The sequence below is a fragment of the Zooshikella sp. RANM57 genome, from assembly GCF_050749885.1.
Lineage (GTDB): Bacteria > Pseudomonadota > Gammaproteobacteria > Pseudomonadales > Zooshikellaceae > Zooshikella.
Genome location: NZ_JBOIUB010000001.1, coordinates 206,034 through 230,872 on the forward strand (window position 1 = coordinate 206,034; position 24,839 = coordinate 230,872).

General features: G+C 39.0%; 16 protein-coding genes and 2 CRISPR repeat arrays (1 of these 18 only partly in view). Of the genes, 10 read left to right on the plus strand and 6 right to left on the minus strand.

Annotation, left to right across the window (positions count from 1 at the left end; all coding sequences use genetic code 11):
• Window positions 1–36: 36 nt before the first annotated feature.
• Complete coding sequence (locus ACQ96U_RS00880) at window positions 37–1,632, minus strand: hypothetical protein (protein WP_431719337.1); 1,596 nt, start codon at window positions 1,630–1,632, stop codon at window positions 37–39.
• A gap of 344 nt (window positions 1,633–1,976) precedes the next feature.
• Window positions 1,977–2,618, minus strand: coding sequence for an NAD(P)-dependent oxidoreductase (locus ACQ96U_RS00885; RefSeq protein ID WP_431719338.1), 642 nt, complete (start codon window positions 2,616–2,618; stop codon window positions 1,977–1,979).
• A 118-nt stretch (window positions 2,619–2,736) separates the two neighbouring features.
• On the opposite strand from ACQ96U_RS00885, the gene ACQ96U_RS00890 reads away from it, so the two are divergent.
• Together ACQ96U_RS00890 and ACQ96U_RS00895 are read left to right on the plus strand one after the other, a co-directional pair.
• Complete coding sequence (locus ACQ96U_RS00890) at window positions 2,737–3,636, plus strand: LysR family transcriptional regulator (RefSeq protein WP_431719339.1); 900 nt, start codon at window positions 2,737–2,739, stop codon at window positions 3,634–3,636.
• 379 nt (window positions 3,637–4,015) lie between these two features.
• Window positions 4,016–5,299: an OprD family porin gene (locus ACQ96U_RS00895; RefSeq protein ID WP_431719340.1), complete on the plus strand. Its 1,284-nt coding sequence runs from the start codon at window positions 4,016–4,018 to the stop codon at window positions 5,297–5,299.
• A 162-nt stretch (window positions 5,300–5,461) separates the two neighbouring features.
• On the opposite strand, the gene ACQ96U_RS00900 is transcribed toward ACQ96U_RS00895, so the two are convergent.
• The gene (locus tag ACQ96U_RS00900) at window positions 5,462–6,673 is read right to left on the minus strand and encodes an NAD(P)/FAD-dependent oxidoreductase (RefSeq protein ID WP_431719341.1); all 1,212 of its coding nucleotides are present in this window, start codon (window positions 6,671–6,673) and stop codon (window positions 5,462–5,464) included.
• 281 nt (window positions 6,674–6,954) lie between these two features.
• Between ACQ96U_RS00900 and ACQ96U_RS00905 the strand changes: the two genes are divergently transcribed.
• Window positions 6,955–8,655, plus strand: coding sequence for a DUF885 family protein (locus ACQ96U_RS00905; RefSeq protein ID WP_431719342.1), 1,701 nt, complete (start codon window positions 6,955–6,957; stop codon window positions 8,653–8,655).
• 71 nt (window positions 8,656–8,726) lie between these two features.
• On the opposite strand, the gene ACQ96U_RS00910 is transcribed toward ACQ96U_RS00905, so the two are convergent.
• From ACQ96U_RS00910 to ACQ96U_RS00920, 3 genes are all read right to left on the minus strand, one after another.
• Window positions 8,727–9,512 carry a class I SAM-dependent methyltransferase gene (locus tag ACQ96U_RS00910; protein WP_431719343.1) on the minus strand — a complete coding sequence of 262 codons (786 nt, stop codon included), beginning with the start codon at window positions 9,510–9,512 and terminating at the stop codon, window positions 8,727–8,729.
• A 161-nt stretch (window positions 9,513–9,673) separates the two neighbouring features.
• Window positions 9,674–10,231, minus strand: a complete 558-nt coding sequence (locus ACQ96U_RS00915; RefSeq protein WP_431719344.1) for a hypothetical protein — start codon at window positions 10,229–10,231, stop codon at window positions 9,674–9,676.
• A gap of 177 nt (window positions 10,232–10,408) precedes the next feature.
• Window positions 10,409–11,773: a hypothetical protein gene (locus ACQ96U_RS00920; RefSeq protein ID WP_431719345.1), complete on the minus strand. Its 1,365-nt coding sequence runs from the start codon at window positions 11,771–11,773 to the stop codon at window positions 10,409–10,411.
• Between the two features lie 651 nt (window positions 11,774–12,424).
• A CRISPR array of direct repeats spans window positions 12,425–14,252; the repeat unit is 28 nt; unit sequence GTTTACTGCCGCATAGGCAGCTTAGAAA.
• Between the two features lie 417 nt (window positions 14,253–14,669).
• Here ACQ96U_RS00920 and cas1f point away from each other — a divergent pair.
• From cas1f to cas6f, 7 genes are all read left to right on the plus strand, one after another.
• On the plus strand, window positions 14,670–15,638 hold the full coding sequence (gene cas1f, locus ACQ96U_RS00925) for a type I-F CRISPR-associated endonuclease Cas1f (RefSeq protein ID WP_431719346.1): 969 nt from the start codon (window positions 14,670–14,672) through the stop codon (window positions 15,636–15,638).
• Between the two features lie 2 nt (window positions 15,639–15,640).
• Window positions 15,641–19,027 carry a type I-F CRISPR-associated helicase Cas3f gene (cas3f, locus tag ACQ96U_RS00930; RefSeq protein ID WP_431719347.1) on the plus strand — a complete coding sequence of 1,129 codons (3,387 nt, stop codon included), beginning with the start codon at window positions 15,641–15,643 and terminating at the stop codon, window positions 19,025–19,027.
• Window positions 19,028–19,449: 422 nt separating this feature from the next.
• Window positions 19,450–19,707 carry a hypothetical protein gene (locus ACQ96U_RS00935; RefSeq protein ID WP_431719348.1) on the plus strand — a complete coding sequence of 86 codons (258 nt, stop codon included), beginning with the start codon at window positions 19,450–19,452 and terminating at the stop codon, window positions 19,705–19,707.
• Window positions 19,708–19,850: 143 nt separating this feature from the next.
• A complete protein-coding gene (gene csy1, locus ACQ96U_RS00940; protein WP_431719349.1) occupies window positions 19,851–21,110 on the plus strand; it encodes a type I-F CRISPR-associated protein Csy1 in 1,260 nt (419 codons plus the stop codon).
• Window positions 21,111–21,165: 55 nt separating this feature from the next.
• Window positions 21,166–22,122: a type I-F CRISPR-associated protein Csy2 gene (gene csy2, locus ACQ96U_RS00945; RefSeq protein ID WP_431719350.1), complete on the plus strand. Its 957-nt coding sequence runs from the start codon at window positions 21,166–21,168 to the stop codon at window positions 22,120–22,122.
• A gap of 84 nt (window positions 22,123–22,206) precedes the next feature.
• The gene (csy3, locus tag ACQ96U_RS00950) at window positions 22,207–23,244 is read left to right on the plus strand and encodes a type I-F CRISPR-associated protein Csy3 (protein ID WP_431719351.1); all 1,038 of its coding nucleotides are present in this window, start codon (window positions 22,207–22,209) and stop codon (window positions 23,242–23,244) included.
• 3 nt (window positions 23,245–23,247) lie between these two features.
• Entirely contained in the window at window positions 23,248–23,808 is a 561-nt protein-coding gene (cas6f, locus tag ACQ96U_RS00955) for a type I-F CRISPR-associated endoribonuclease Cas6/Csy4 (RefSeq protein ID WP_431719352.1), read from the plus strand.
• 292 nt (window positions 23,809–24,100) lie between these two features.
• A CRISPR array of direct repeats spans window positions 24,101–24,839; the repeat unit is 28 nt; unit sequence GTTTACTGCCGCATAGGCAGCTTAGAAA (it continues 847 nt past the right edge of the window).

The window sequence follows — 24,839 nt, forward strand, 5'->3', positions numbered from 1 at the left end:
TCGCATAGATTGGTAGTTGCTCCTTGATGGAAGGATTCACGGCGACGATGTTGTTGCTGGGCGACGTAATGCCTTATAGGTTTTGTCTTTGATAATAATAAATGGTGTTTCGTTTTCTACTCGACTGGTTTGAAATAAATTAAGTTTTTGGTCTTCTGGCACATCATGAAAAATAAGCTCAATCCATTGTTTTTGGGTTCCATCTACTGCTTCTGATGTTTTTAGCGTAGGTTTTGAGGCATGTTGCCATGAGCCATCATGTGTGCGTAATTCAAACAGATCATCACGATCAATGGGGGCATGACAGTCAGTTTCAAAATGAATAATTAATCGTTTATCGATAGCTTTTAAATAGACGGCAGGTATTTTGGTATTACGTTGTCGATCTAGTAGCTTGGGATGTTTACTAATGCGAGGAATGGCTTGTTCATCCAGGTCTTGTTCTTCTTCAGTTTTTACCTGGTTGATCAGTGCCGTGGCAATAGGACCTACAGCGCCTGTTGGATGATCAAAGTGTTGTCCTTGTTCATAGCTTGTCAGCTGTTCAACGCTGGTCGCTGCTTGCTGTAATTTGGTGGAGTCATTTTCAAACTCGCTGATTTTATCCCAGCTCCATTGTGTCATGCTAAACAATAAATACACGCCATTTGCTGCTTGTTGAACTTTGCCATTAAGTTTATAAGGCACCCAAATAGTGTTTAGTTGCATGCCTAGTGCGGGGCGTAAATCACCATTAACTTTTATTAACTGTCCATGACGCTGATGACGATAGTATTCAACGCGTACATCTCGAAAACTCAAACCTTTAATGACTTTCAATTCCCGCCACAGTTTGCCTTTCCAGAAGACATAGACCCAGCCTTCGTCTGGTAATAAGTCAGCTTGATCTCGCCGCAGTGCATCAGTGATATAGCCGAGTGGTTTTAGAGGGACTAATATGTGCTCCCAGCATTCTTTTTCCAGCTTTTCATCAACAGGGGTTGCAGTTTCCAATAATTTTAAACGCAGTGGCGGTTCACCTTTCATGGCAACTTGTAGAAATACGCTACGTGGTTCTTCAGGTATTTTCTTAAATGATACCAGGCTACGATGTTTAGAGGGTTCGCCCGCTACGGCTTGAGGGTTTTGTAACGACTGACGTCCTTTGTTATCTTCACTTAGACTTAAACGTTGGCCATCATTAATATTATTTCCAGCAACTTCCACGACAATTTTAAAGTCTAAGCATTCTCCTTTAGGTTCTGGGACTGGGGGTGGTTTGGGTAGCACAATTTCTTTTTGCACATACCGTGGTTTGATTGTGGCTGGCATTTCGATAGGACAGTCGAGAGTAACCTCTAACTTTTTTTCCATGACCAGTTTAACAAAGGTATTTTCCAAGTTTTCCTGTGAATCACAGTGACTCAATAAGGGAAGTTTTAGCAGACTTTCTTTGGCATACCAAGATTTTGCAAAAACCTCTCGAATATAATCACGGCACTCTTTTTCGTTATAGAAATAACGATATTTTAAAGCATTTCGTTTAGGAAAACCTTGTTGAATAACTTCATGTTGTTTACCGTCAACGTAGTATTGAGCAAATAGCATATGAATCCCTAGAGCAAGCACCAGAGCGGGTATTTTACGAATCAAGGTAAATCAATGCTTATTGCTAATTCTCATATTTTACGGTGTGATAGACTTATTCTGTTGCATTCTGTAACTAATTAGGAGGTTATTGTTTCTTTTTTTATACTTAAAGAGTGAAGCGATTATCAAAATAACGCATCCTTGCGTTTTTTTATTCATTCTTATGGTTTAAACATTTAATGGTTTTTTTATTATGGCCTGTTAACAGGCCCTAGGTGCTTTTAAAAAACAAAATAACTATTTTCTTAATGGTGTCTGTTATTTCTGCTTTTGTGTCGTTTTTCCAAATGAATATACCTATAACAAAGGATTTATAGCTTTTTTAAAGGACGTTATGCTGTCCTTAATTAGTAGGCGACGCCTATTCGTTGACGGGGGTATTTACCAGCTTCAAGCTCATCAATCATAGCTACCGCGTAGTCACTAACAGAAATACGACTATTACCTTGTGTGTCGACCAAAAGTGCATCACTACCGATACGATAAGGTGCTTCTTTATCACCAGGAAATAACTCGGCTGCTGGACTGATAAATGTCCAATTTAAAGAACTGGCGCTATTACGGAAAACATCTAAAGCCTCACTTTGTGCGATTGCTTCTGCCTTATACGCATCAGGAAAATTTGGTGTGCTGACGAGGGGGGTACCAGGTGCTACTTCCAAACTACCTGCACCACCAACCCAAAGGAGACGTTCAACACCGATTTTTGGCAACGTTGTCAGTAATTTTACTGCGGTACTTGCCACTATTTCATGGTTACCAGCAGCTCTTCCGCCAATAGCAGAAATCAAGACGTTTACCCCATTTAAGGCCTTTTCCAGGCTATTATCATCAAGGCTAGTGACATTGAGAGGATGAACTTCAACATCTGTAAAGTTGGTTTTGCTTGGGTCACGGATCAGGGCAATGACTTCATGGCCTCGTTGTTTGGCTTCTTTTACGATGTGGCTTCCCACCCAACCTGATGCACCTAATACTGCAACTTTCATAGTGTTTCTCCTTGGCGAAACTTGGTTAAGAATGACTGCAGTTTAATAGATACTATTTAGGTAACAAATAATCTAATATGATACATATTGTATCTAAATAGGTTGCTAATAAGCTGAAATGGACCGATTAATAGCAATACGTAGCTTTGTTGAAGTGGCTAAAACAGGTAGCTTCACTCAGGCTGCTAACCAGCTGGTGTTAAGTCGATTACAAGTGTCCAGGCATGTGAAGGAAGTAGAGTCATGGCTAAATCAACGCTTATTACACCGTACAACACGGAGAGTCAGCCTGACTTCGGCAGGTGAAGATGCTTTGTTGCATTGTGAGCGAATGTTAAGCGAAATGACAGAAATGGAAATGAAGGCACAAACGTTGACTGAGTCATTATCAGGATCAATTCGAATTGCCACTCCAATTGGTTTAGCACATTGTTTGCTGCTTAATATTGTTGAAGAATTCACCGACATTCATCCTGCTGTCAGTGTCGATTTATTATTATCTGACCATCTTTCATTATTAGTGGATGAAAGGGTGGATATCGCATTACGTTTTGCGGTGCAACCCTCAGAGAATCTTATTGCACGGCGGTTGATGTCTATTGACACAGTGATTTGTGCTGCTCCGGCTTATCTACAACAGCATGGTATTCCTGCTCACCCAAATGAACTCAGTCAGCATAATTGTTTAATTCACTTGGGGAAACAGCATTGGGATTTTGTTAAAGATAATAAAAGCTATTCAGTTCCGGTGAATGGTAATATTCAAGCGAATGATCTCAGCCTGCTTGTTAGCTCAGCCGTTCGTGGTCGGGGTATTATTCGTTTAACCTGTGATTTGGCTAACCCCTACTGCCAATCAAATCAACTTGTCCCATTGCTGTTAGATTATCATATACCCAGTAGTTATCTATGGGCTGTTTATTTATCCCGCAGTTATCAGATGCCAGTGGTACGTCACTTGATTGACTATATTGCAGACAAGTGGAAAGATGATATTAAGCTGGAAAATAAGAGTTAAGAAAAACACTTATCGGTATCTATAAAAATAGTGATAGGGTTTTTTTTAGCGGAGTTCTTAAGGTGATCACACTTTATTCTTATAAAAAGTGTTGTGTCTCTAAAGCATTTAACGTGAGTAAGGAAAGCTGATATACTGTGAGTATTGTATGTCACCCTTTGTATTGGCTATATCCTTATGCTCAACAAGCATTAGATTAGTCAATGAACTTCTGTGGTATTTCGATCTGAGCCAATGGCAAACAATGGCTGAATAATATACGTCAAACTGTTTGTGCAAGAGAAGGATTCACGGCGTATTATTATCCCCATAAAAAACAGAAGTATTAAAGCAATCGCCAAGAAGCTGAAATCTATAATAGATATCTGGAGTATCTGAGTTGAACAAATGTCTATTCTGCACAACACTCTGTGCAACACAGTTATTTACTATAACTGGAGTAACCGCTGATACCTTTATTGATGATTCAAAGTTAAACTTACAACTACGTAATTATTATTTTAACCGTGATTTTCGTCATAACAACGAAGGGCAAAGTTATCGGGAAGAATGGGCGCAATCATTATTTGTTAACTATGAATCGGGCTATTGGGCTAATGTATTCGGTGTTGATGCATCCGTTTTTACTACCACTAAACTGGATTCTGGTAAGGGAACTTCAGGAACAGGTTTGTTAGTGACGGATGATGATGGTAATGCGAACAGTTATGCTTCTCTTGGCGTCGCTCTGCTTAAAGCAAAATATGCAAATACTGAAATAAAGTGGGGACGCCAGCTCACTACGTCACCCCTTTTTTATTATGGTGATTCGCGTGCTCAACCGCAGTCTTTTAAAGGTATCAGTATTCAATCGACTGATGTAAATAATTTAACAATCAGTGGCGGTCGATTTACTGAAGTTAAGAATAAAGCCAGCAGCAATTTTGAGTCTTTTAAAACAACAGAATATGGTTTTAATGGGGATTCAGATAGCTTTAGCTTTGTGGGTTTTGATTATAGTTTAAGCGATAGCGCGAGTATTAGTTTTCATACCTCAAAATACAATGACATCTGGAAACAGTTTTATTACAACTATAATCAGCAATTTTCTTTAGCTGATGATGTTGCGTTAAGCATGGATTTGGTTCACTATCGCACCATCAATGACGGTAACCCAACTGATCCTGACTACACTGATCGAGATAATAAGGCCAGTAGTGCCAGTGTTAAACTAAGTAAAGGTGGAGCAGGCATTACTGTCGCCTATCAAATCATTACCGGTGATTCGATGTACGATTATATTGCTGACTCTGATTCGATTTTCCTTGCTAATTCAGCTCAGCTTTATGATTTTAATCATGAAGATGAACGTAGCTGGCAGGTGCGGTTTGATTATGATTTTAGTGGTGTGGGTCTCCCAGGACTAAGTTTTATGACGCGGTATATTAAAGGAGATAACATTGATTTAGACTCCGGTATCTCGCAAGCCGCATTGGGTATTAGCGGTGAATCAAAGCGAGGTGAAGAGTCAGAGAGAGATATCGAAGCACGTTATACCCTGCAAAGTGGTTCGCTAAAAGGCTTACAATTCAGGCTTAGAATGGCATCACTTAGAACCAGCTACGATGATCAAGACCGAGATGAAATCAGATTAATTGTTAATCATAGTTTTGATCTTTTATAATTAACGTAGAGAGTGTAGCTCTGTTGTAAACGACTCATGTTTTATTCAATTCAATGTTTGTGATAGAGCTATAACTTGTTTTATAAACTTATTAAACCATTGCAACTCCACCTTATTTGTTCTACCTAAATCATTATTAAGTGAACGCCTGTTGTATTTTAATCAAGCCTCATTTCCTGCAGCAAACCCTGATGCCCATGCCCACTGAAAATTATGGCCCCCTAAGTGACCTGTTACATCAACCACTTCGCCAATAAAAAAGAGATTAGGTAGGTTTTTTACGGCCATGGTTTTTGACGAAAGGCAATCGGTATCAACGCCGCCTAATGTGACTTCTGCGGTACGGTAGCCTTCTGTACCATTGGGTTTAATTTTCCAATGTTTTAAAGTTTGTGTGATTTCATTTAAGCGTTGGTTGGAGCACTGTTGGAAGGTAATATTCCACTGGTGCCATTCAACAAACGTCTGAGCCAGTCGTTTAGGTAATTTAGTGGTCAGGTATGATTCGACACGCTTATTAGGCGATTGTTGTCGCCATGTTTTCAGTTCTGCCAAAACATCAGTATCAGGTAGTAAGTCGATATGCAGATTTTGTCCTGGTTGCCAAAAACTGGAAATTTGTAGCATAGCAGGGCCACTGAGCCCTCTGTGGGTAAACAGCATAGGCTCTTTGAACGCATGGCCGTTGAGTTTGACCTCAACAGGACAGCTTACGCCTGACAAGGGTGAAAGTCTCGCAAGATCGTCTGGCTGCAGGGTAAAAGGCGCTAAACCTGCTCGTGTGGGGAGTACATTTAAGCCAAATTGTTCTGCTATCTTGTAGCCAAATGGTGATGCGCCCATTGTCGGAATGGATAAGCCTCCTGTAGCAATGACTAATGACTCACACTGAACGATGCCCATTGACGTACTGATCGTAAAACCTGAGCAGGTAGATTGGTTAGCCTGAATGGCTTGAACAGAATCAATGCTGCATTTTAGGCGAATATCGACACCAGCCCATTCGCATTCAGTTAACAGCATGTCGAGAATGGCTTTGCTGCTTTCAGTGCAAAACAGTTGGCCAGGTGTTTTTTCATGATATTCAACACCATGGCGCTCTACCCACTCGGTAAAGTGATACGGTGTATAGCGCTTTAACGCTGAAATACAAAAATGAGGATTGGCGGATAAGTAGTTGGCAGGGGTTGAATGTAAATGGGTAAAGTTACAGCGACCGCCTCCAGACATCAGTATTTTTTTGCCAGGCTTATTCGCATGATCCAACACTAATACACGACGACCACGATAGCCTGCAGTGATAGCACACATTAAACCTGCAGCACCTGCACCGATGACCACAACGTCTACAACCTTATTAATGCTATCTACCACTGGGACGACCTTAATACGTGAATCTTAAGCGTGAGTGTTGCTAATAGATGGGCATATTCAAGAATACGCACGAGCATTAGCAGAGGGCGTATTGTATGCATCTAAAGGGATGAGGCCAAGTAGTAATGGTACTGGGTATGGGCCTCTATAGATGGGGGGGATCAGGTTAGTGGTCAGGGTTAATTGATTTAAGGGTAATAGGCAAGTAGTGTAGTATAAGTGATGATTTTAACAATATACCCTCACAGCGAAGGGTATAAATAAACAAGCGAGATAACCTGATGGATACCTTTGAGCAGTTTGAAAATGCCCTAATTGACTTTTTAGCCGAAGACCCTAATCAAGCATTAAGTCTTGGATTGGCGCATAAACTGAATGAATTACCTGATCCCTCTCGTCATTATGGTCTGAGTAAGGCGAATAAGGCTAAAGATTTATTAACACAGCTTAAGAAAATTAAAGAAAAGACCACAGACTTTGATCAGCAGGTAGACCTTGATTTAGCAGAACTTACCTTGAAAAGCTGTATTCACAGCTATGAACGACGTATTAATGGTGATGTTGAGTTTGTCCAAAAGCCAACAGCGGGTGCCGATATTTGTGAAGGTATTTTTACCTTATTTGTTGATGATCCACGATCACCCGCTGAACGCTTAAATAATATCAATGCACGTTTATCTCATGTGCCAGAATTTCTGGATGCAATGGTACAGCGTTTAACAATACCGGTTAACCGTTGGCGGCAAGTTGATTTGGAGATGGTCGATTCGTTGCCAACATTGTTTTCTGCTATTGAAGCCTGGGCTGTAAAAAATAATTATGCTGATCTGCATCGTTTACAGCAAAACCTTCGAACAGCATCAGATGCGTTAGTAGGTTATAAGAATAAGCTTGAGGCATTAGAAACGACTGATCAGTTTGCGTTGTCAGTAGATGATGCTGAGCAGGTGGTTAAAAATAGAGGTATTAATCTTTCTTTTGATGCGTTGCATAAAATCGCAGCGGATTTTTTAAAAGAGACCAGACAGCAAATAGCATCATTAACGGTAAAATTAAAACAAAAATATCAATTGCCAGAGGCTACCACATCAGAGGAATTGCATGATTTTTTAAATCAGCGTTTTCAAGTTAAATTACAGGGGCAGCCAGTCGGTAAAGTCATTGATTTTTATCGAGAGGAGAATGCTAAAATAATTAAGTTTATTGATGAACGAAAACTGTTTCCTATTTTTTCTGATCAGCAAATGCTGATAGAGCAAACACCTAAATTTTTAGAACCGGTTATTCCGGCAGGCGCCATGCGTTCGCCATTACCCCTACGTGAAGGTACCCGTACCAGTTTGATTCATTTGACCTTACGAGATGACTTGCTAGATGAACACACACTGCTTGGTATTCCAGTGATGATGATTCATGAAGGTATCCCTGGTCATCATTTACAGTTAGCAACCAGTACCACACACTCACGAAAAATGCGACGTATTATGTTTACGGGGGATCAGGCAGAAGGTTGGACGACCATGTTAGAGGACTATATGTTGGATATAGGCTACATGGGAGAACTAACTGATGAAGCTCGTTTTATTGCTAAACACGATATTTGCCGTATTGGTGCGCGAGTGGCTATTGACTTATTCTTTATGACTGGGGATAAAAAATATTTAGACGTAGGCATTCCTTTGTGTTATCAAGGTGAAGATGTTTTCGCTATGGCGGGTGAGTTATTGCAGAAAGTGACAGGTTTTACCAGTGGTCGGGTGCAAGCCGAGTTAAATTGGTACTCAATGGAACGAGGCTACCCTTTAAGTTATCTTACAGGTAACACGCTGGTGTGGGCACTAAAAGAAGCATTTATCAAAAAACATCAGCACTTGGACTCATCAATAACAATAGACCAGGCGTTTCATGAAGCATTCTTGAGTGTAGGGAATATGCCAGTATCTTTTATGGAGAAAGTATTCAAACACCAAGAGTGGATATGATTCATTTTTAAATGTAAAGAAAATAAGCACATTACTCATAGTGAAGGGGGTATTCGCTATGAGTATCAGTATTATAAAAATAGACTCATCATCAGTCGATTGTAATTCAATTGATCAATCTGGTTTTGTTCAGTAATACGACTAAATTGCTTTTTGAAATGATCTTCATAGTCCTTGGGTAACTGGCATGAGTAGTTGTTTTGTGCAAAGAAAGCTTGTGCGGGACCAGACATAAACGCATCCCATATTTGTTCATTACCTGAAACGTGTGTTGTTGTAGTAACTACTTGGCTTTTTGTAACTTTGAACCCAATTTTTTGAAAAAAATGCTGATAGGCTTGATCTGAAGTGAGATGAAACCAGGGATTATTATAAGCTTCAGCAAAGGGAATAAATTCCTTACAGTTAAAGACTTGCTGTATTATTGTTTCTAATTGAGGGCACCATGATTTTAATGGTGTTTGTACTAATAGGAGACCATTAGGGTTAAGTAAATATTTGATTTTTTTCAGTGTTTCTTGTGGTTTTTGGAACCAGTGCATCACTGAGTTCATAAATGCGACATCATATTTATTGAATGTGTCAGGGCGTAACTGTTCTATGTCTGCACAAGAAAAGTGTATGTGTGGATAGTGAGCTGAAGCCACATTGATCATTTTGGCTGAGCAGTCTATACCCATGACCAAGTTTGTTGTTTTTTCTGCAAGTAGGGCAGTTAGTTGACCACTTCCACAGCCTAAGTCAATGACTGATTCGCTTCCCCTCCAATCATAGATATCAATCAGTTGTGCACCTGCTGAGTGCTGGTTAACACCTAATCGTTGATAAACTGTAGCAACATCAGAAAAGCTAATCAAAATATACAACTCCTAAGGTATACCCAAAGAGAAGGGTATATATTATTTTATAGGTATTATACCGATTATGTGGGTTGGATGAAGTGCTACAAAAGGAAATAAAAAAGAGGCTAAAAAGATAGCCTCTATGGTATACTCTAAAATATTTAGAGGATTTTAAGTTAATCAATAATGGTTAAACGACAATCTGCATTATACTGGTTCCATGATAGCAGGCTGAATCCTATAGCGGTATCTCCAGTATTTTTCCAGTTACTGTAAGTTCCATCGGTGAAATAACAGGACCAAGACTGCATTACATGCTCGGTTGTGCCATTGAAATCAGTACCTTGTTTATCACCACTTTCCGCACGCCATGCACGATTGGACTTATTAAAGAAAAATAAATTGGATCTTGATGCGGTACGTCCTTTACCATCCCAGTTATACATGGCCATGCGTAATTGGCAGCCATCAATGTCACCACATAACTCATCAATTTTGCTTTGAGGGATACCTACGGTTCTGCCTCGGGTGGATTTTGGGGCAAACACTGTAATTCGGTCAGATGCTATTGTAATTCTGTCTGCCATGGTTTCATCATAAAATACTTCTGAATTTACTTCCATGGATGCATCAGTCATTGCTGGCTCGGGGTCTCCAAGTTCGATGGCTTGACTATCAGCAAATACGAAAGGAGAAAAACTGGCAAATAAGACAGCATAAAGTGTATTTTTCATTTTATATCTTCCTGATTTTTATAATATTCCTACCGTCATTGCTACAGGTTATACTCATAAGTAAGAGAATAAAATCCATTCACAATGGGCTATAAAGGTTAAACATAAAGCGAAAAGTCCTGCCAAAATGCTTATAAAACGAGTTTAACCTTGGCAGGAGTTTACCTGATGAAATGACTATTGACTATTACGGTTTGAAGAATCTCTATCTTGTTGTATAACCCAGTGTCCCTCTTGAGCTGAATCAGATAGATTAATCCATATATTTTTATTATCTTGTCTTAATTTAGTAAGCTTTAAATTTTCCCGAGCATTGGAGGGGACAGAAAAATGATAGTTTTTGCCAAATGTTTGCTGACATAATGATTGAGCTGAGTTAAACAATGTTTTTTCATAACTGATAGCCCATGCTCCAGATATCCTGTTTTGACAGGCTGTATAATGGTATTGTTGACAATCAGTTGCTTGCCATGAACCTCCTTGATAATAGGGATTAGGGGTGTTAGTTTGTACTGCGCAATCTAATGTCGTCGATGTATTTTTAGGCTCACCTGAAGGATAATGCCAGCTCCAGGCTAATGCGGGTATATCTGTTGCTTGGGTATGAACTAAATCGAGTGCAATAATGTTTGCGTGTGACTGGTTTTTGTCAGTTCCTTCAATCATTCGTGCAATTTGTGGTGCTGTGTAATTAGTACATTTAATACATCCTGCCCGTTGTTCGAATTTACGCTGAATATTTCCTAGACTGGAAAACACAATTGATTTAAGATTTTCATCTGTAGCGCAGCCGTTATCTTTTTGTACAATAATACGCTTACCTGCATCTAATAGTTGCCGGGGAGTTAACATATCGGGGATAGGTTTACACCCACCACTAGGGTAAATATAGCTTCCCAGCATGTTTAGCAGTTCATGATAAATATCTTTATGGCCACCGTTATAAGCTTTATCTTCAAGATAGATAATTAAAACCTGGTTCTTATAGGCTGGATTGTCGATAAAATATTTTACTTGTAAAAGTGCATCTTCAAGACGTTGTGCACCTAAAACACAGCCAAGGTGTAAATCTGGACCTGTACCATGGCAAACATAAGTATCAAATTCTTCCCAGGCAAAAAAACGCATATAATGGACATCAAGCTCAATAAATTGAGCACCCATCCTTAGTTGTTCATTGATATGAAGGTTTTGGTTTGGCGCTGGATATTGCCAGGCTTTAGTGTTGTAACTATTATGTGTACCCCAGAAGTTGGCTTTACTCATTGGAGTATCAAAATTTAACTGTTGCTGTAATCGTAAAACTTTTCCTACATTGGTTTGGTTAAACTGGTCAAAGGGATCCACTGTCTTATTGCTCGTTAAGTGAGTAGTTAAATGAGAGGTTGTGTGAGTTACTATTGGCAATATATCTTTGGTTGATGGTTGGCTGGAAGCAATACTGCAATTAATATAAAAAAAACTAAAAATAGAGCTTAGAAATAATGCACTATGAGTAAGAAAAGTTTTACAGTGAAAGTAGATAGGATATGATTTTGACATGCTTTTTTCCTGTTGTTATTGTTTGGTTTTTTTATTATTTTTGATTTTTTTATATTTTTTGTTACGGCTAAAGGACAGGCGTAAAGAACGCGTAACTTGCAAAAGAATTTGCATTTGTATTATGGAATAAACTATATGTGTTAAATGAAGTCTATATGATATTTTGGGTTAACATCATAATTTAGCTTGAGGGTCCCTTGAGGTGTATAAGAGTATCTGAATAGCAAGTCAAAGTTATGTTTGGTGAGAGAGGCGAACAGTAGTATTAATGCTTGGCGTCGGATCATTTATTCCGCCACGCCAGAAGGCCGTCCTTGGCCTCTGTCGCTACCGATGCTCCCTGCATCGGCTCCATAAACAATCCACCACCAAGCTGCAAACATTGTTATATGCTGATAGCTCTACATAGAGAGATTTACAGGAAAGTGTATAAAATGAAACTTATTGGTCATTATGAAGGTTTGTAGTCCGCTTCATGAAAGCAGAAGTGTTTGGTATTCTACTGTAGCAATGTGTGATGAACCCTTTTTTTAAGTTAATAAATAACCACAATAAAATCAATATGTTATAAAATAGGCTACAAAAAGGGTATTTTGGCATGAACAGGTAGTCAGCTCTTTAAAAACTTGGGTTTACTTATAAAAATCTCTAGTTTACTGCCGCATAGGCAGCTTAGAAATTATAAGGACCCCAGTGAAGCCCACACAGCAGGTTTACTGCCGCATAGGCAGCTTAGAAAGCAAGCCTTAAAATCTCTGTACGAGCTTTAAAGTTTACTGCCGCATAGGCAGCTTAGAAAAGTTAGGATATAAGGATTTTTATCTTCCTAATGTTTACTGCCGCATAGGCAGCTTAGAAATTATGAAAGATAATCATGATAGTCGAACAATTGTTTACTGCCGCATAGGCAGCTTAGAAAAATGAGAGCGATAACTAAATTAATATGGAAATGTTTACTGCCGCATAGGCAGCTTAGAAAAGTAATGACTAAAACCAATACCGGCAATAAATGTTTACTGCCGCATAGGCAGCTTAGAAAACCCTGTATTTGCTACGGAGGGGGCAGCTTGTGTTTACTGCCGCATAGGCAGCTTAGAAACTTCAATTGCTTTGCTTAGAAAAGATATCCGTGTTTACTGCCGCATAGGCAGCTTAGAAATTTGTGCACTTTATTCGGCTTTATTCTTTTCAGTTTACTGCCGCATAGGCAGCTTAGAAACTCTCCCCTATCGAGCATCAAAGCCATAACGTGTTTACTGCCGCATAGGCAGCTTAGAAATGGTCATTGTTGATTTTCAGCTTGCTAAATAAGTTTACTGCCGCATAGGCAGCTTAGAAAAGAACCAGTATCAAACCCTGTAGTAACCTTGTGTTTACTGCCGCATAGGCAGCTTAGAAATGTTGAAAAGCCTTCAGCGTATCCCTTCGGGAGTTTACTGCCGCATAGGCAGCTTAGAAATGATGCAAGTGTGACACGATATTTCTTACCACGTTTACTGCCGCATAGGCAGCTTAGAAAAATGGGCAAACCACCAAGGATGCCAATGACCTGTTTACTGCCGCATAGGCAGCTTAGAAATACCCGCATGGGCCAACGGCTTAAAGCAGTATGTTTACTGCCGCATAGGCAGCTTAGAAATGTTGCCCGTGTTTTGTTCTGGATTATATTGTGTTTACTGCCGCATAGGCAGCTTAGAAATAAATCATGGCGTGAAAAAGAGTTAAGTCAGTGTTTACTGCCGCATAGGCAGCTTAGAAAAAACAAGTCCTTAGCACCTGCCGACCAACGTAGTTTACTGCCGCATAGGCAGCTTAGAAAACTTGAAAACGAAAAAGACTCAGAAAAATATTGTTTACTGCCGCATAGGCAGCTTAGAAATCACCATCTTTAAGGGCTTCATCATGCACTTGGTTTACTGCCGCATAGGCAGCTTAGAAATGACAGGTTTATTGTGGCAAATGAGGGAGTCAGTTTACTGCCGCATAGGCAGCTTAGAAATTTAAAGGAAAGCAGCAACATAAAATAGAGATGTTTACTGCCGCATAGGCAGCTTAGAAAATTTGGCCCAGCAGCGTTGCCAGCAATCATAAGTTTACTGCCGCATAGGCAGCTTAGAAATGGTTTACTTGTTAGTTGCATGGCATGTAACAGTTTACTGCCGCATAGGCAGCTTAGAAATAGTTGCGAGTTTCTTTATTGAGCTTATCAGGGTTTACTGCCGCATAGGCAGCTTAGAAATTGGCAAGTTCTGCTTGGGTGTCTGCAAGCTGGTTTACTGCCGCATAGGCAGCTTAGAAATCACTGTGCTGTTTGGCGCTGGTATGTTTGGTGTTTACTGCCGCATAGGCAGCTTAGAAAACAAGTATGACATACCTTACGAGTATTGGATTGTTTACTGCCGCATAGGCAGCTTAGAAAGGGGAATGGCGCAAGCAACAACGCTCAGGTAAGTTTACTGCCGTATAGGCAGCTTAGAAATGTAGATGTGCAAAAGCATTATGACAGTTTGCGTTTATTCCCACAGAGGTAGTTTAAAAGTGTAGGTGATCGATTTACCCTATTGGCAGTATAATTATCGTGTTTATAAAAAATAGTTTGTAATTACTGACATGGTGGCAGGAAGTGAAAATGACTTGCTGATTTCAACCGAACTGTCTGCCGTAAGGATACGGCAGCCAAGCTTCCAGGGATGGATTTACGGCGTGTTCGGAGGGAATTAGCAGGTCTTTTTAATATATACATACACATAAAGTCCCTTTTGGTGATTAAGTGTGGATGTTTGACTAAAGGATATCTCTAAAAATGCATTTTTTAAAAGGTGCCCTAAAGAGAATATATTTTATATTTATAACTTGGATGATAAATTTTTATTTTTAGTTTGGACGATAAAAGAGTATGGATGATATACCGGCTTCAGACTTAAAAACAATTTTACACTCAAAACGCGCTAATATTTATTATCTTGAGTACTGTAGAGTGTTGGTTAATGGTGGGCGTGTTGAGTATGTTACTGACCAGGGGAAAAAATCTCTTTACTGGAATATTCCCATTGCAAACACTACCTCTATTTTACTTGGAACTGGAACTTCTATAACGCAGGCTGCAATGCGTGAGTTGTCTAAAGCCGGGGTGATGGTTGGTTTTTGTGGCGGAGGAGGAACACCTTTATTTTCTGCAAATGAAATTGATGTGGATGCTATGTGGTTTTCGCCTCAAAGCGAATACCGACCTACGGAGTATTTGCAAAACTGGGTAAAGTTCTGGTTTGACGGCGAATTACGTTTAGCAGCAGCAAAGGACCTACAGCTAGAACGGTTGAAATTTATTAAAAGAAACTGGATAGATAAAAAATATTTTACTGAAGATCAGTTTCAGGTTGATAGTGGCATTCTGGAAAATTTGTTGGTATCAGTTGCGAGTGATACTGAAACGGCTTTAGATATTACTTCACTGCTTACCATAGAAGCTCGCTTAGCGAAACAGTTATATAAATTAGTGGCTAATGCAGTTAGTTATGGCGCTTTTGTGAGAGCTAAACGAGGGGCTGGGGCTGATCCTGCGAATCGTTTTTTGGATCATGGTAATTATCTGGCTTACGGATTAGGTGCTACTGCTACTTGGGTACTTGGTTTACCACATGGTTTAGCATTATTACATGGTAAAACCCGAAGGGGAGGGTTAGTTTTTGATGCTGCTGATTTAATAAAGGATGCAATTGTATTACCTCAGGCTTTTGTTTCAGCTATGGCGGGTGATGATGAGCAAACATTTAGAAATGCCTGTATAAAAAGGTTTACTCGCACTGAATCTCTTGACTTTATAATTGACACGTTGAAAATGATTGCTAGCCACCATGGAGTCTAAAGGTGAATATACTGCTGGTTTCACAGTGTCAAAAAAAAGCGCTTAAAGAAACACGTCGAATACTTGATCAATTTGCTGAACGTGTCGGTGATTTTACCTGGCAGACAGCTATTACCAAACAGGGGTTGGATACCCTAAGACAAATTTTAAGGAAAAAAGCGCGTAAAAATACTGCAGTTGCATGTCATTGGATTAGAGGAAAAGATAACAGCGAATTATTATGGATCGTTGGCGATGCAAGCCGTTTTGATACTCTAGGAAGAGTCCCTACCAATACAACACAGCGAAATATATTACGGGCTGATGATGAAAATGATTGGCACACGATTGAAGATATACGTCTGATAAGTGCCATGGCTTCATTATTTCATGACTTTGGGAAAGCTAATAAGCGATTTCAAAGTAAACTAAGAGAAAATTTTAATAAAAAGACAAGTGCAGACCCTATTCGTCATGAATGGATTTCGTTGCGTTTATTTAACACATTTATTGGTGACAAATGTCGTGATGATCAGGAATGGCTACAACGATTGGCTGATAATCCAACATTTCCAGACGATTGGCAAGACAAATTAACGAAAGATAAACTGGAAATGTCGGCTAAGGATACTGCTGTTATCAGTGAGGGAATATCTCCCTTTAAAAAGCTTCCCCCGTTGGCTAAGGTTATAGGCTGGCTTATAGTAAGTCATCATCGACTGCCTTTTGATCAAAACAAAAAGGTAGCATGCAAGGCAACAAATGCTCAAGCACTGAACAAGTTGCCTGAACGCGTCAAAATAAGTTGGTGTGGTGCCAGAGAAAATGCGACAAAACAACATATCAAACAGTGTTGGACATTTGAATATGGTTTACCAAGTCAAAGTAAGGCCTGGCAAAAACGGGTACAGAAATTAGCCGTTAAAATGCTTAATAGACGTCAACTGTTCACTGAAAAATGGTTTGTAAATCCATATGTTATTCATGTATCCCGCCTAGCATTAATGCTTGCTGACCATTATTATTCCAGTTTAAGTGATCCTTCACAACGAGTGCGAGGTGATAAAGATTGTCGATTATATGCAAATACGACGAGTAAAAAACAAGAGGATGGTGCAGATAAAACACTGAATCAACCGTTAGATGAGCACCTGATAGGGGTTGAAAAACAAAATCATGCAATATGTTATCACTTACCTTATTTAAAGCGACAACTGCCTAGTATTACGCGGCATAAAGGTTTTCAAAGTAGAAGTCGCAATCAGCGTTTTAACTGGCAAAATAAAGCCTATGACCTGGCAAAATCCATACAACAAAAAACTCAGGATCAAGGTTTTTTTGGCATTAACATGGCTTCAACAGGATGTGGCAAAACGCTGGCCAATGGTCGGATTATGTATGCATTGGCAAACGAACAACAAGGTGCTCGCTTTACAATAGCGTTAGGATTAAGAATCCTTACCTTACAAACAGGGGAAGTTTACCGAAGCCAGTTACAACTCGGTGCTGATGAGTTGGCTGTTATGGTGGGGGGGAGTGCAGTTCGAGAAATACATAAGTTTCAACAACGAATGAGTCAACAAGATTTTACCGAACAGGCAGGCTCAGAATCGGTTGCTAATTTATTGGAAGAGCAGACACGTGTTTTTTATGAGTCAAGCTTACAGAGTGGACCGATTAGCCATCAGCTTGCCAAAAATGCTCATGCGAATCGCCTGCTTCAATCTCCTATATTAACCTGTACGATTGATCACTTAATGCCTGCTACGGAGAGTTTACGAGGGGGACATCAAATTGTTCCAAGTTTAAGACTCATGACGTCTGATTTAATTCTTGATGAGCCTGATGACTTTGATCAACAGGATTTATATGCATTAAGCCGGCTTGTGTATTGGTCAGGAATGTTAGGCAGTCGGGTATTGTTATCATCAGCAACACTGCCTCCTGCCATTATTCATGGATTGTTTGACGCCTACTATGAAGGAAGGAAAATATTTCAGAAGAACCGAGGGGCAGTCCAAGGAAAAAATGCCATTAGTTGTGCCTGGTTTGATGAGTTTAACTGTATTGCTGGTGACTTTGCTGATACTGATGGTTTTACAAACGCACATACCCAATTTGTTGATAAGCGCCTGATAAAGTTAGGTCAGATGAACACAATAGTGCGACGCGCAGAAATTAAGCCATTAGTTGAGGATGTTGCTGCACCTGACCTAGATAATTTACCCGTAGGGGATCAAAATAACACACCTGAAGGGTTATTATTTCAGTCTGTTGCCTGGCAACTGCAACAGTACAGTGTAGAACTGCATTACCAGCATAATACGTATGATGAGTTATCAGGTAAACATGTCAGCTTTGGTTTGGTGCGAATGGCTAATATTTACCCATTAGTTAATGTCACCAAAACTTTTCTAGCGTTGCAAGGGCCTACAGATACCGTGTTTCACTGTTGTTGCTACCATAGTAATCATTTGTTGACTGTTCGCTCTGCCATTGAACAACGTCTGGACCGATGTTTAAATCGAAAAGGTGATAAAAATGCTGTGTTTTCTCTTCCTGAAATACAGCAAAGTCTAGCTCGTACTTCAGCAAAACATCATATTTTTATTGTGTTTGCTACGCCGGTGGCAGAGGTTGGCAGAGATCATGATTATGACTGGGGGATTGTTGAACCATCCTCTATGCGTTCAATAATACAACTAGCGGGCCGTATACAACGGCACCGAATGCAATCATGCGCTTCACCGAATCTTTTTTTATTATCTTCCAATATTAAGCATCTACAGAGTAAGAATAACTCTCCCTGTTTTTGCACACCGGGTTTTGAAAATGAAACCTTTAAACTAAATAGTCACGATTTATTTAACCTGTTGGAGTCGGAACAGTATAAAACGATTAATGCTGCACCACGAATTCGAGAAAATATTCATTTAAGACCCGCTGACAATTTAGTGGATTTAGAACATGCCCATTTAAAAGCTATTATGTTAGAGGCTGAGAATGGACGTGTTGCTTCAATTAATTTATGGTGGCAGACTCAAGCAAATTTATCGGCCGAATTACAGCAAGCATATCCATTTAGGCAGTCTCGTCCAACCATGTGCTATGCGATGTTATTGGATGAAGATGATGAACCCTATTTTTGTGGTGAAGGTACAAATGGTAAGTGGGGTAAACCTCAAAATGCACTGTTAAACAAAATAAATATTGATCGACAGAATGCGGGTAAACTGTTATGGGGAGAATATGACTATTTAGTGCTGCTTGAGCAGTGGGCTGATAATTTAGGCTATACAATCGAGGACTGTGCTAAGCGTTTTAGTTATGTTGAATTACCAAGAGATGAAGCAGAGCAGGGATGGAATTATCATGATGCTTTGGGGTTCTGGCGTATGAAACGCAATTGATGAACCCCTTTTAAGTAGCCTGCCTATGCGGCAGTTAAAAGTATGTAAGTTACATTTAGTAAAACACTTTCTAAACTGCTTGCTCAGCAGTAAAGTCAACTATAGCATATATTCTTATAGTGTAAATGTATTTGTCCCTTATTAATGTTAAACAATCTTACATTATTCTTTCAGCAATGGCTTATATCTTTTATTAAATTTTGATTACACACTACATTTAGTACAACACGGTTCTTTAAATTGAAAAGCAATACTGTTATGCTTTACTTCATCAATTGAGAATATATAGTAAACCTTCTAAAGAGCATGGTACTAGCAAGTCAGTAATTAAGAATTTTTCCCTCTGTTGTAGTAATGGTATTTTTCTCGATTTAATTTCTTAATAATTTTTTAAGTTAAACTAAACAGGTGAGGTGAAAGATATGAAGAGTGCTGAGAAAATGAAAAGGTGGATGTCTTCTGTATCTTTAGTTCTTTTTTTTGTGAATTTAATATTTAGACTGTCTGGGTTTGTTAAGGAAATCGTTAAAATTTTAAATGTTGATAAAATGTTATATTGGATGAATGAAAAATCCTCTTTTACTTTATTAATGGTGCTTCTGCAAAAAGTGTGGTTTTTAGTGTATAGAGTATTACATGCAATCTTATACTGTTGGCGTAACTTTTTTGATTACTTTTAGTAAGTGTTTGCCTTGAAATATCTATAGCTTTTGAGGAATAATTTTGTTGTATTTTTTGCGACTAGTTTTGTTGTGTGAAGTGAAACTGGTTATAAATTTTACTGTTGAATAAATAGATGGTTAGAATTTTAGGATGGCTGGGAATGGATGAAACCTTAAAAAAATCTGCACAGGTTGAAATTACAGGTTATATAGATGGTCGTTTACACGAAAAATTAAATGCTTTAAAAGAAAATCAACATGATAAAAGAGAGCAGTTAATTGCTCAATATCAAAAAGCAACGTGGTTAGAAAATGCAGCAAAGCGTGTTGAACAAATACAATTAGTGACGCATGCTGTTAAATATAGTCATCCTAGTGCTCGAGGAAGCAGTCATTATCTTGAAGTAAACAGCAGTCTACAGCAACATGCTTTATTGACAACCCATTCTATTGGGGATGAGCGAAGAGAGGATGTAGTTGGAAATGCTGCTGCACTGGATGTTTATAAATTTTTAACGATTGATATTCAAGGTAAGCCGTTGCTTACTAGATTGCTGAATGATGAAATAGAAGTAAAAGCAGCGCTGAGTGAGGATACAAAAATATCGGAACAACTAGCGGCAGCGTTTAAAGGTATTACGTTAAGCAGAGGGGCAGTAGCTTCTCATAAGTTGGTGAAACAGATCTACTTTCCTATAGCTGAGCAAAACTATCATTTATTATCGCCTTTATACCCAACCTGTTTAGTGCAGGCTGTATATGACAAAATTAGAAATGATCGTTTTGGCGATGAAGCAAAGGCTGCACGTGAAGCTCGTTTTGAACGCAAAATGCATGATAACGGTTACAGTGAGTATCCCAATTTAGTGATTCAAAAGTTCGGAGGCACAAAACCACAAAATATCAGTCAGTTAAATAGCCAACGACATGGGGAAAGTTGGTTATTAGCTTCTTGCCCGCCAATATGGAAAACTCAACCCGTTAAGCTTCCCATTGGAGTGTCTTCCATTTTTAAGCAGTTAGGAAGACGTAAAACACTGCGAGAGCGAATAGTTTTATTACGAAAATTTTTAACGAAAACCAATTATAATAATATTGCTATTCGAACCAAAAGAGCGCAACTAGTGCAAAATATAATTGATGAAATTGTGCATTATGCTGCATCTGTTCAAAGACATAAGCCAGGGTGGACTGCTGATACAAAATGTCAGCTGGATATTGCTGAGCAGTATTGGCTTGATCCTTACCGTGCAGATAATGATGAAGAATTTCAAGCTAGTCGGATATCAGCAAAGTGGCAAGATACTGTATGCTCTCGTTTTGCAAAATGGTTTAACTTTGAGTTAAGCACACAGGGAGGTTTATCGGTTGGAGATGATGAATTTGATTTTTGGAAAAAATCATTTGCACAAATCTTATAGTGTCAACAAGTTTTTTATGATTGAATAATAATGATATTTTAAAAGGATGTGCTTCGTGATTGAAGTTTTAAATGGGTTATTAGTTGTACCTCGATTATATGTACAAAACGCAAATGCTGTATCAAGTCCGCTGACCTGGGGATTTCCTGCTCCTTCTGCATTTCTTGGCTTTGTACATGCTTTACAAAGAAAGTTAGCCAATATTAATGCGTTGAATTTTTCTGGTGTGGGTATTATCTGTCATCATTTTGAACCTCAAACTGATCAGAACGACAATCGTCGTACTCAGTTATTTAAATTAACACGAAACCCGTTGAATAAAGATGGTTCGTCTCCTGCATTTATAGAGGAGGGAAGAACGCATATTGAAGTGAGTTTACTCATTGGTATAAAAGAGTATTTAGATGAAGATGAAGGCGCTGAACTTGCTGATAGTATTTGTCATTTGGTTCAACAACAACGATTAGCAGGAGGCTCTGTTTGGGTAAGGGATCACTCAAGAGATAAACCATATTATCTTGAATTGGCAGATCATGCTGAGGGTAGAATATCGCAGTTTAACAAAATAAAATATACATTACTGCCTGGGTATGCACTCATTGGGCGTGATGACTTATTACAAAATCATTATACTACGTTAAAACACGAAAATGATAAAATCACACTTTTAGAGGCTTGGCTTGATCTAAGCCGGTTGAATATGGCACCTGTTCCTGACTCATCAGAAACAGTGTTGGATGATAATAAACCAGTGAAATGGCAGGCCAAATCCAAACCCGGTTGGCTTGTGCCTATACCCGTTGGTTACCAAGGTATATCGGAATTATTTGACGCGGGTAGTGTACAGCATAGTCGTGATGATCAAACGCCTTTTCGCTTTGTGGAAAGTGTATATTCTATAGGGGAATGGCTGAGTCCGCATAAAGTTAAAGACCCACTACAACTGCTATGGTCTTATCAGTACCTGCCAGAATATGAGCAGTATCGCTGTATAAATTATTTTAATCGCTAATAAAATCAAAGAACCCTATTTTAATATCAGGACTTGCAGTTTATGGGATAACTGTAGGTTTGTAATTATCAGGAGTAAATAATAATGGCTAATACGTTAAAAACCGCTTCTGTTTTAGCTTTTGAGCGTAAACTGGATAACTCTGATGCACTTTTTTACGCAGGAAACTGGGCAAACTTTGATAACATTAAGGAATGGCAGTCTGTAAAAATTAGAGAAAAGTCGGTGAGGGGGACTATTTCAAATCGCTCAAACACGAAGGAGTTAGACGCAGTAAAATTTGATGCCAAAATAGATAAACCGAATTTACAGACAGTGGATGTCGCTACGTTGCCTGTAAATGCTGATACTTTAGGCGTACGCTTTACTCTTAGGATTTCAGGAGGGGTCGGTGTTCCTTCAGCCTGTAACAATGTTGATTATCAGGAAAAACTTCAACAAACGGTAAAGCAGTATGTTGAAAAATATGGCTTTAATGAATTAGCAAAACGTTATGCAATCAATCTGGCAAATGGACGGTTTTTGTGGCGGAACCGGTTAGGTGCAGAACAAATAAAAATTCAAGTTAACCAGTTAAAAATGGGGGAGGTTATAAAACAGTGGGATTTTGACGCTTTAGCATTTAACCTCAGAGATTTTTCTGTTCCTGAGCATTATGCTGAGGCTATCAATGAATTAACTGAAGTGATCAACTTAGGCTTATTAGGTGAGCAATTTGTCTTAATTGAGGTCATCGCTTTTGTACGTGTCGGTGAAGGCCAGGAAGTTTTCCCTTCTCAAGAATTAATTTTAGATACTGGTAATTCTTCTAAAGGCAGTAAGAGTAAAACGTTGTATACCGTAAGCACAACGGCTGCAATGCATTCTCAGAAAATTGGTAATGCATTGAGAACGGTCGATACCTGGTATCCTGATGACAACAATTTGGGGCCAATAGCAGTAGAACCCTATGGAGCAGTAACATCACAAGGTAAAGCGTATCGCCAGCCTAAACAAAAAGTGGACTTTTATACGTTACTGGATAATTGGCTAAGAAAAGACAAAGCGCCGGACTCTGAAGGTAATCAGCACTTTGTTATGGCAACATTAATACGTGGTGGTGTATTTGGAGAAAAGGAATAAGGCATGGATTATTTTGTCGATATTCGTCTGATGCCTGATCCTGAATTTTCTGGCTCTACATTGATGAATGTGCTTTTTAATAAACTGCACAAGGGGTTAGTAACACTTAATACAACGACTATTGGAATATGTTTCCCTGAGTATTCTATAGAAAAAAAAGAGCTAGGTAATAAACTCCGAATTCATGGCAGTGCTGGTGAGCTTGATCAACTACTGTGTATACCTTGGTTGACAGGCATGAGAGATCATTTAATGTGTAGTGAAATTACAAAAATTCCAGCAAATACTACCGCAGTATGTGTGCAACGTGTTCAGGTGAAAAGTAATGTTGAGAGAATCAGGCGGCGTTACATGAAACGTCATAATCTGTCAGAAGAAGAGGCTAAACTTCGAATCCCTGCAACATTTGAAAAACGTCTAAATTTACCTTACCTGGTTGTTAATAGCCAAAGCACTCAGCAAAAATTTAGATTATTTATTCATCAGGAAGAGCTTGCCGTTCACCGGCAAGGCAAATTTAACCAGTATGGTTTAAGCAAGCAGGCGACAGTACACTATTTTTAAGCTTACTGTTGTTGTAACTTGATCATAAACAAAATTTTACAGTTTTAATTGACTTGTAATAAAAATATCATTGGCAGGTTTGCAGTTCCTGCTAATGTAAAATGACTGAATGGTTTTTAATTGATCAGTATAGTTTTAAGGTTAACTAAGATATTATGCTTCAGACCCTTTTTTGAGAGTTGATTTTTTACTGATTAAAATCAATAGGTTATAGCGTGGCCAAAAAAAGGGTATTTTGATGTGAATAATAAGTCAGCTCTTTAATAATCAAGTATTTCGACTTAAAACTCTAGTTTACTGCCGCATAGGCAGCTTAGAAAACAAACACAGTGGAGAGGAAGACATCAATATTGTTTACTGCCGCATAGGCAGCTTAGAAAACTCATAGTCCAATTTCCTCAGATATCTTGATGTTTACTGCCGCATAGGCAGCTTAGAAAATTGTTATGGGGTTGCCATTGTCGAGTAAAATGTTTACTGCCGCATAGGCAGCTTAGAAAATTAAGATGGAGACTCATTTGCAAATTTGGACGTTTACTGCCGCATAGGCAGCTTAGAAAATTGGTATTATCTTGGCGCAAATCCGTCGAATGTTTACTGCCGCATAGGCAGCTTAGAAATATTGGGTGAGTTTTCTCAAGAGGCATTCAACGTTTACTGCCGCATAGGCAGCTTAGAAAATGCGGGTAGGTAGGCCCTATCAAAACGGAGTGTTTACTGCCGCATAGGCAGCTTAGAAAAATGAGCAGATCATGAAGCTACCGCGCGCCGTGTTTACTGCCGCATAGGCAGCTTAGAAAACAGAAGCATTATGATGGCTCTGACTAACAACTGTTTACTGCCGCATAGGCAGCTTAGAAAAGTATATATATATGTCATCCCAAACCATATGTTTACTGCCGCATAGGCAGCTTAGAAATGTTGCCCGTGTTTTGTTCTGGATTATATTGTGTTTACTGCCGCATAGGCAGCTTAGAAATTTATCAACAAAGGGCTGGTAAGGGACCAAATGTTTACTGCCGCATAGGCAG

Bases quoted from the DNA above. Each gene is read 5' to 3' on its own strand.
- ACQ96U_RS00885 (WP_431719338.1), bottom strand. From the start codon at position 2,618: ATGAAAGTTGCAGTATTAGGTGCATCAGGTTGGGTGGGAAGCCACATC.
- ACQ96U_RS00890 (WP_431719339.1), top strand. From the start codon at position 2,737: ATGGACCGATTAATAGCAATACGTAGCTTTGTTGAAGTGGCTAAAACA.
- ACQ96U_RS00905 (WP_431719342.1), top strand. From the start codon at position 6,955: ATGGATACCTTTGAGCAGTTTGAAAATGCCCTAATTGACTTTTTAGCC.
- ACQ96U_RS00915 (WP_431719344.1), bottom strand. From the start codon at position 10,231: ATGAAAAATACACTTTATGCTGTCTTATTTGCCAGTTTTTCTCCTTTC.
- ACQ96U_RS00920 (WP_431719345.1), bottom strand. From the start codon at position 11,773: ATGTCAAAATCATATCCTATCTACTTTCACTGTAAAACTTTTCTTACT.
- cas1f (WP_431719346.1), top strand. From the start codon at position 14,670: ATGGATGATATACCGGCTTCAGACTTAAAAACAATTTTACACTCAAAA.
- ACQ96U_RS00935 (WP_431719348.1), top strand. From the start codon at position 19,450: ATGAAGAGTGCTGAGAAAATGAAAAGGTGGATGTCTTCTGTATCTTTA.
- csy1 (WP_431719349.1), top strand. From the start codon at position 19,851: ATGGATGAAACCTTAAAAAAATCTGCACAGGTTGAAATTACAGGTTAT.
- csy3 (WP_431719351.1), top strand. From the start codon at position 22,207: ATGGCTAATACGTTAAAAACCGCTTCTGTTTTAGCTTTTGAGCGTAAA.
- cas6f (WP_431719352.1), top strand. From the start codon at position 23,248: ATGGATTATTTTGTCGATATTCGTCTGATGCCTGATCCTGAATTTTCT.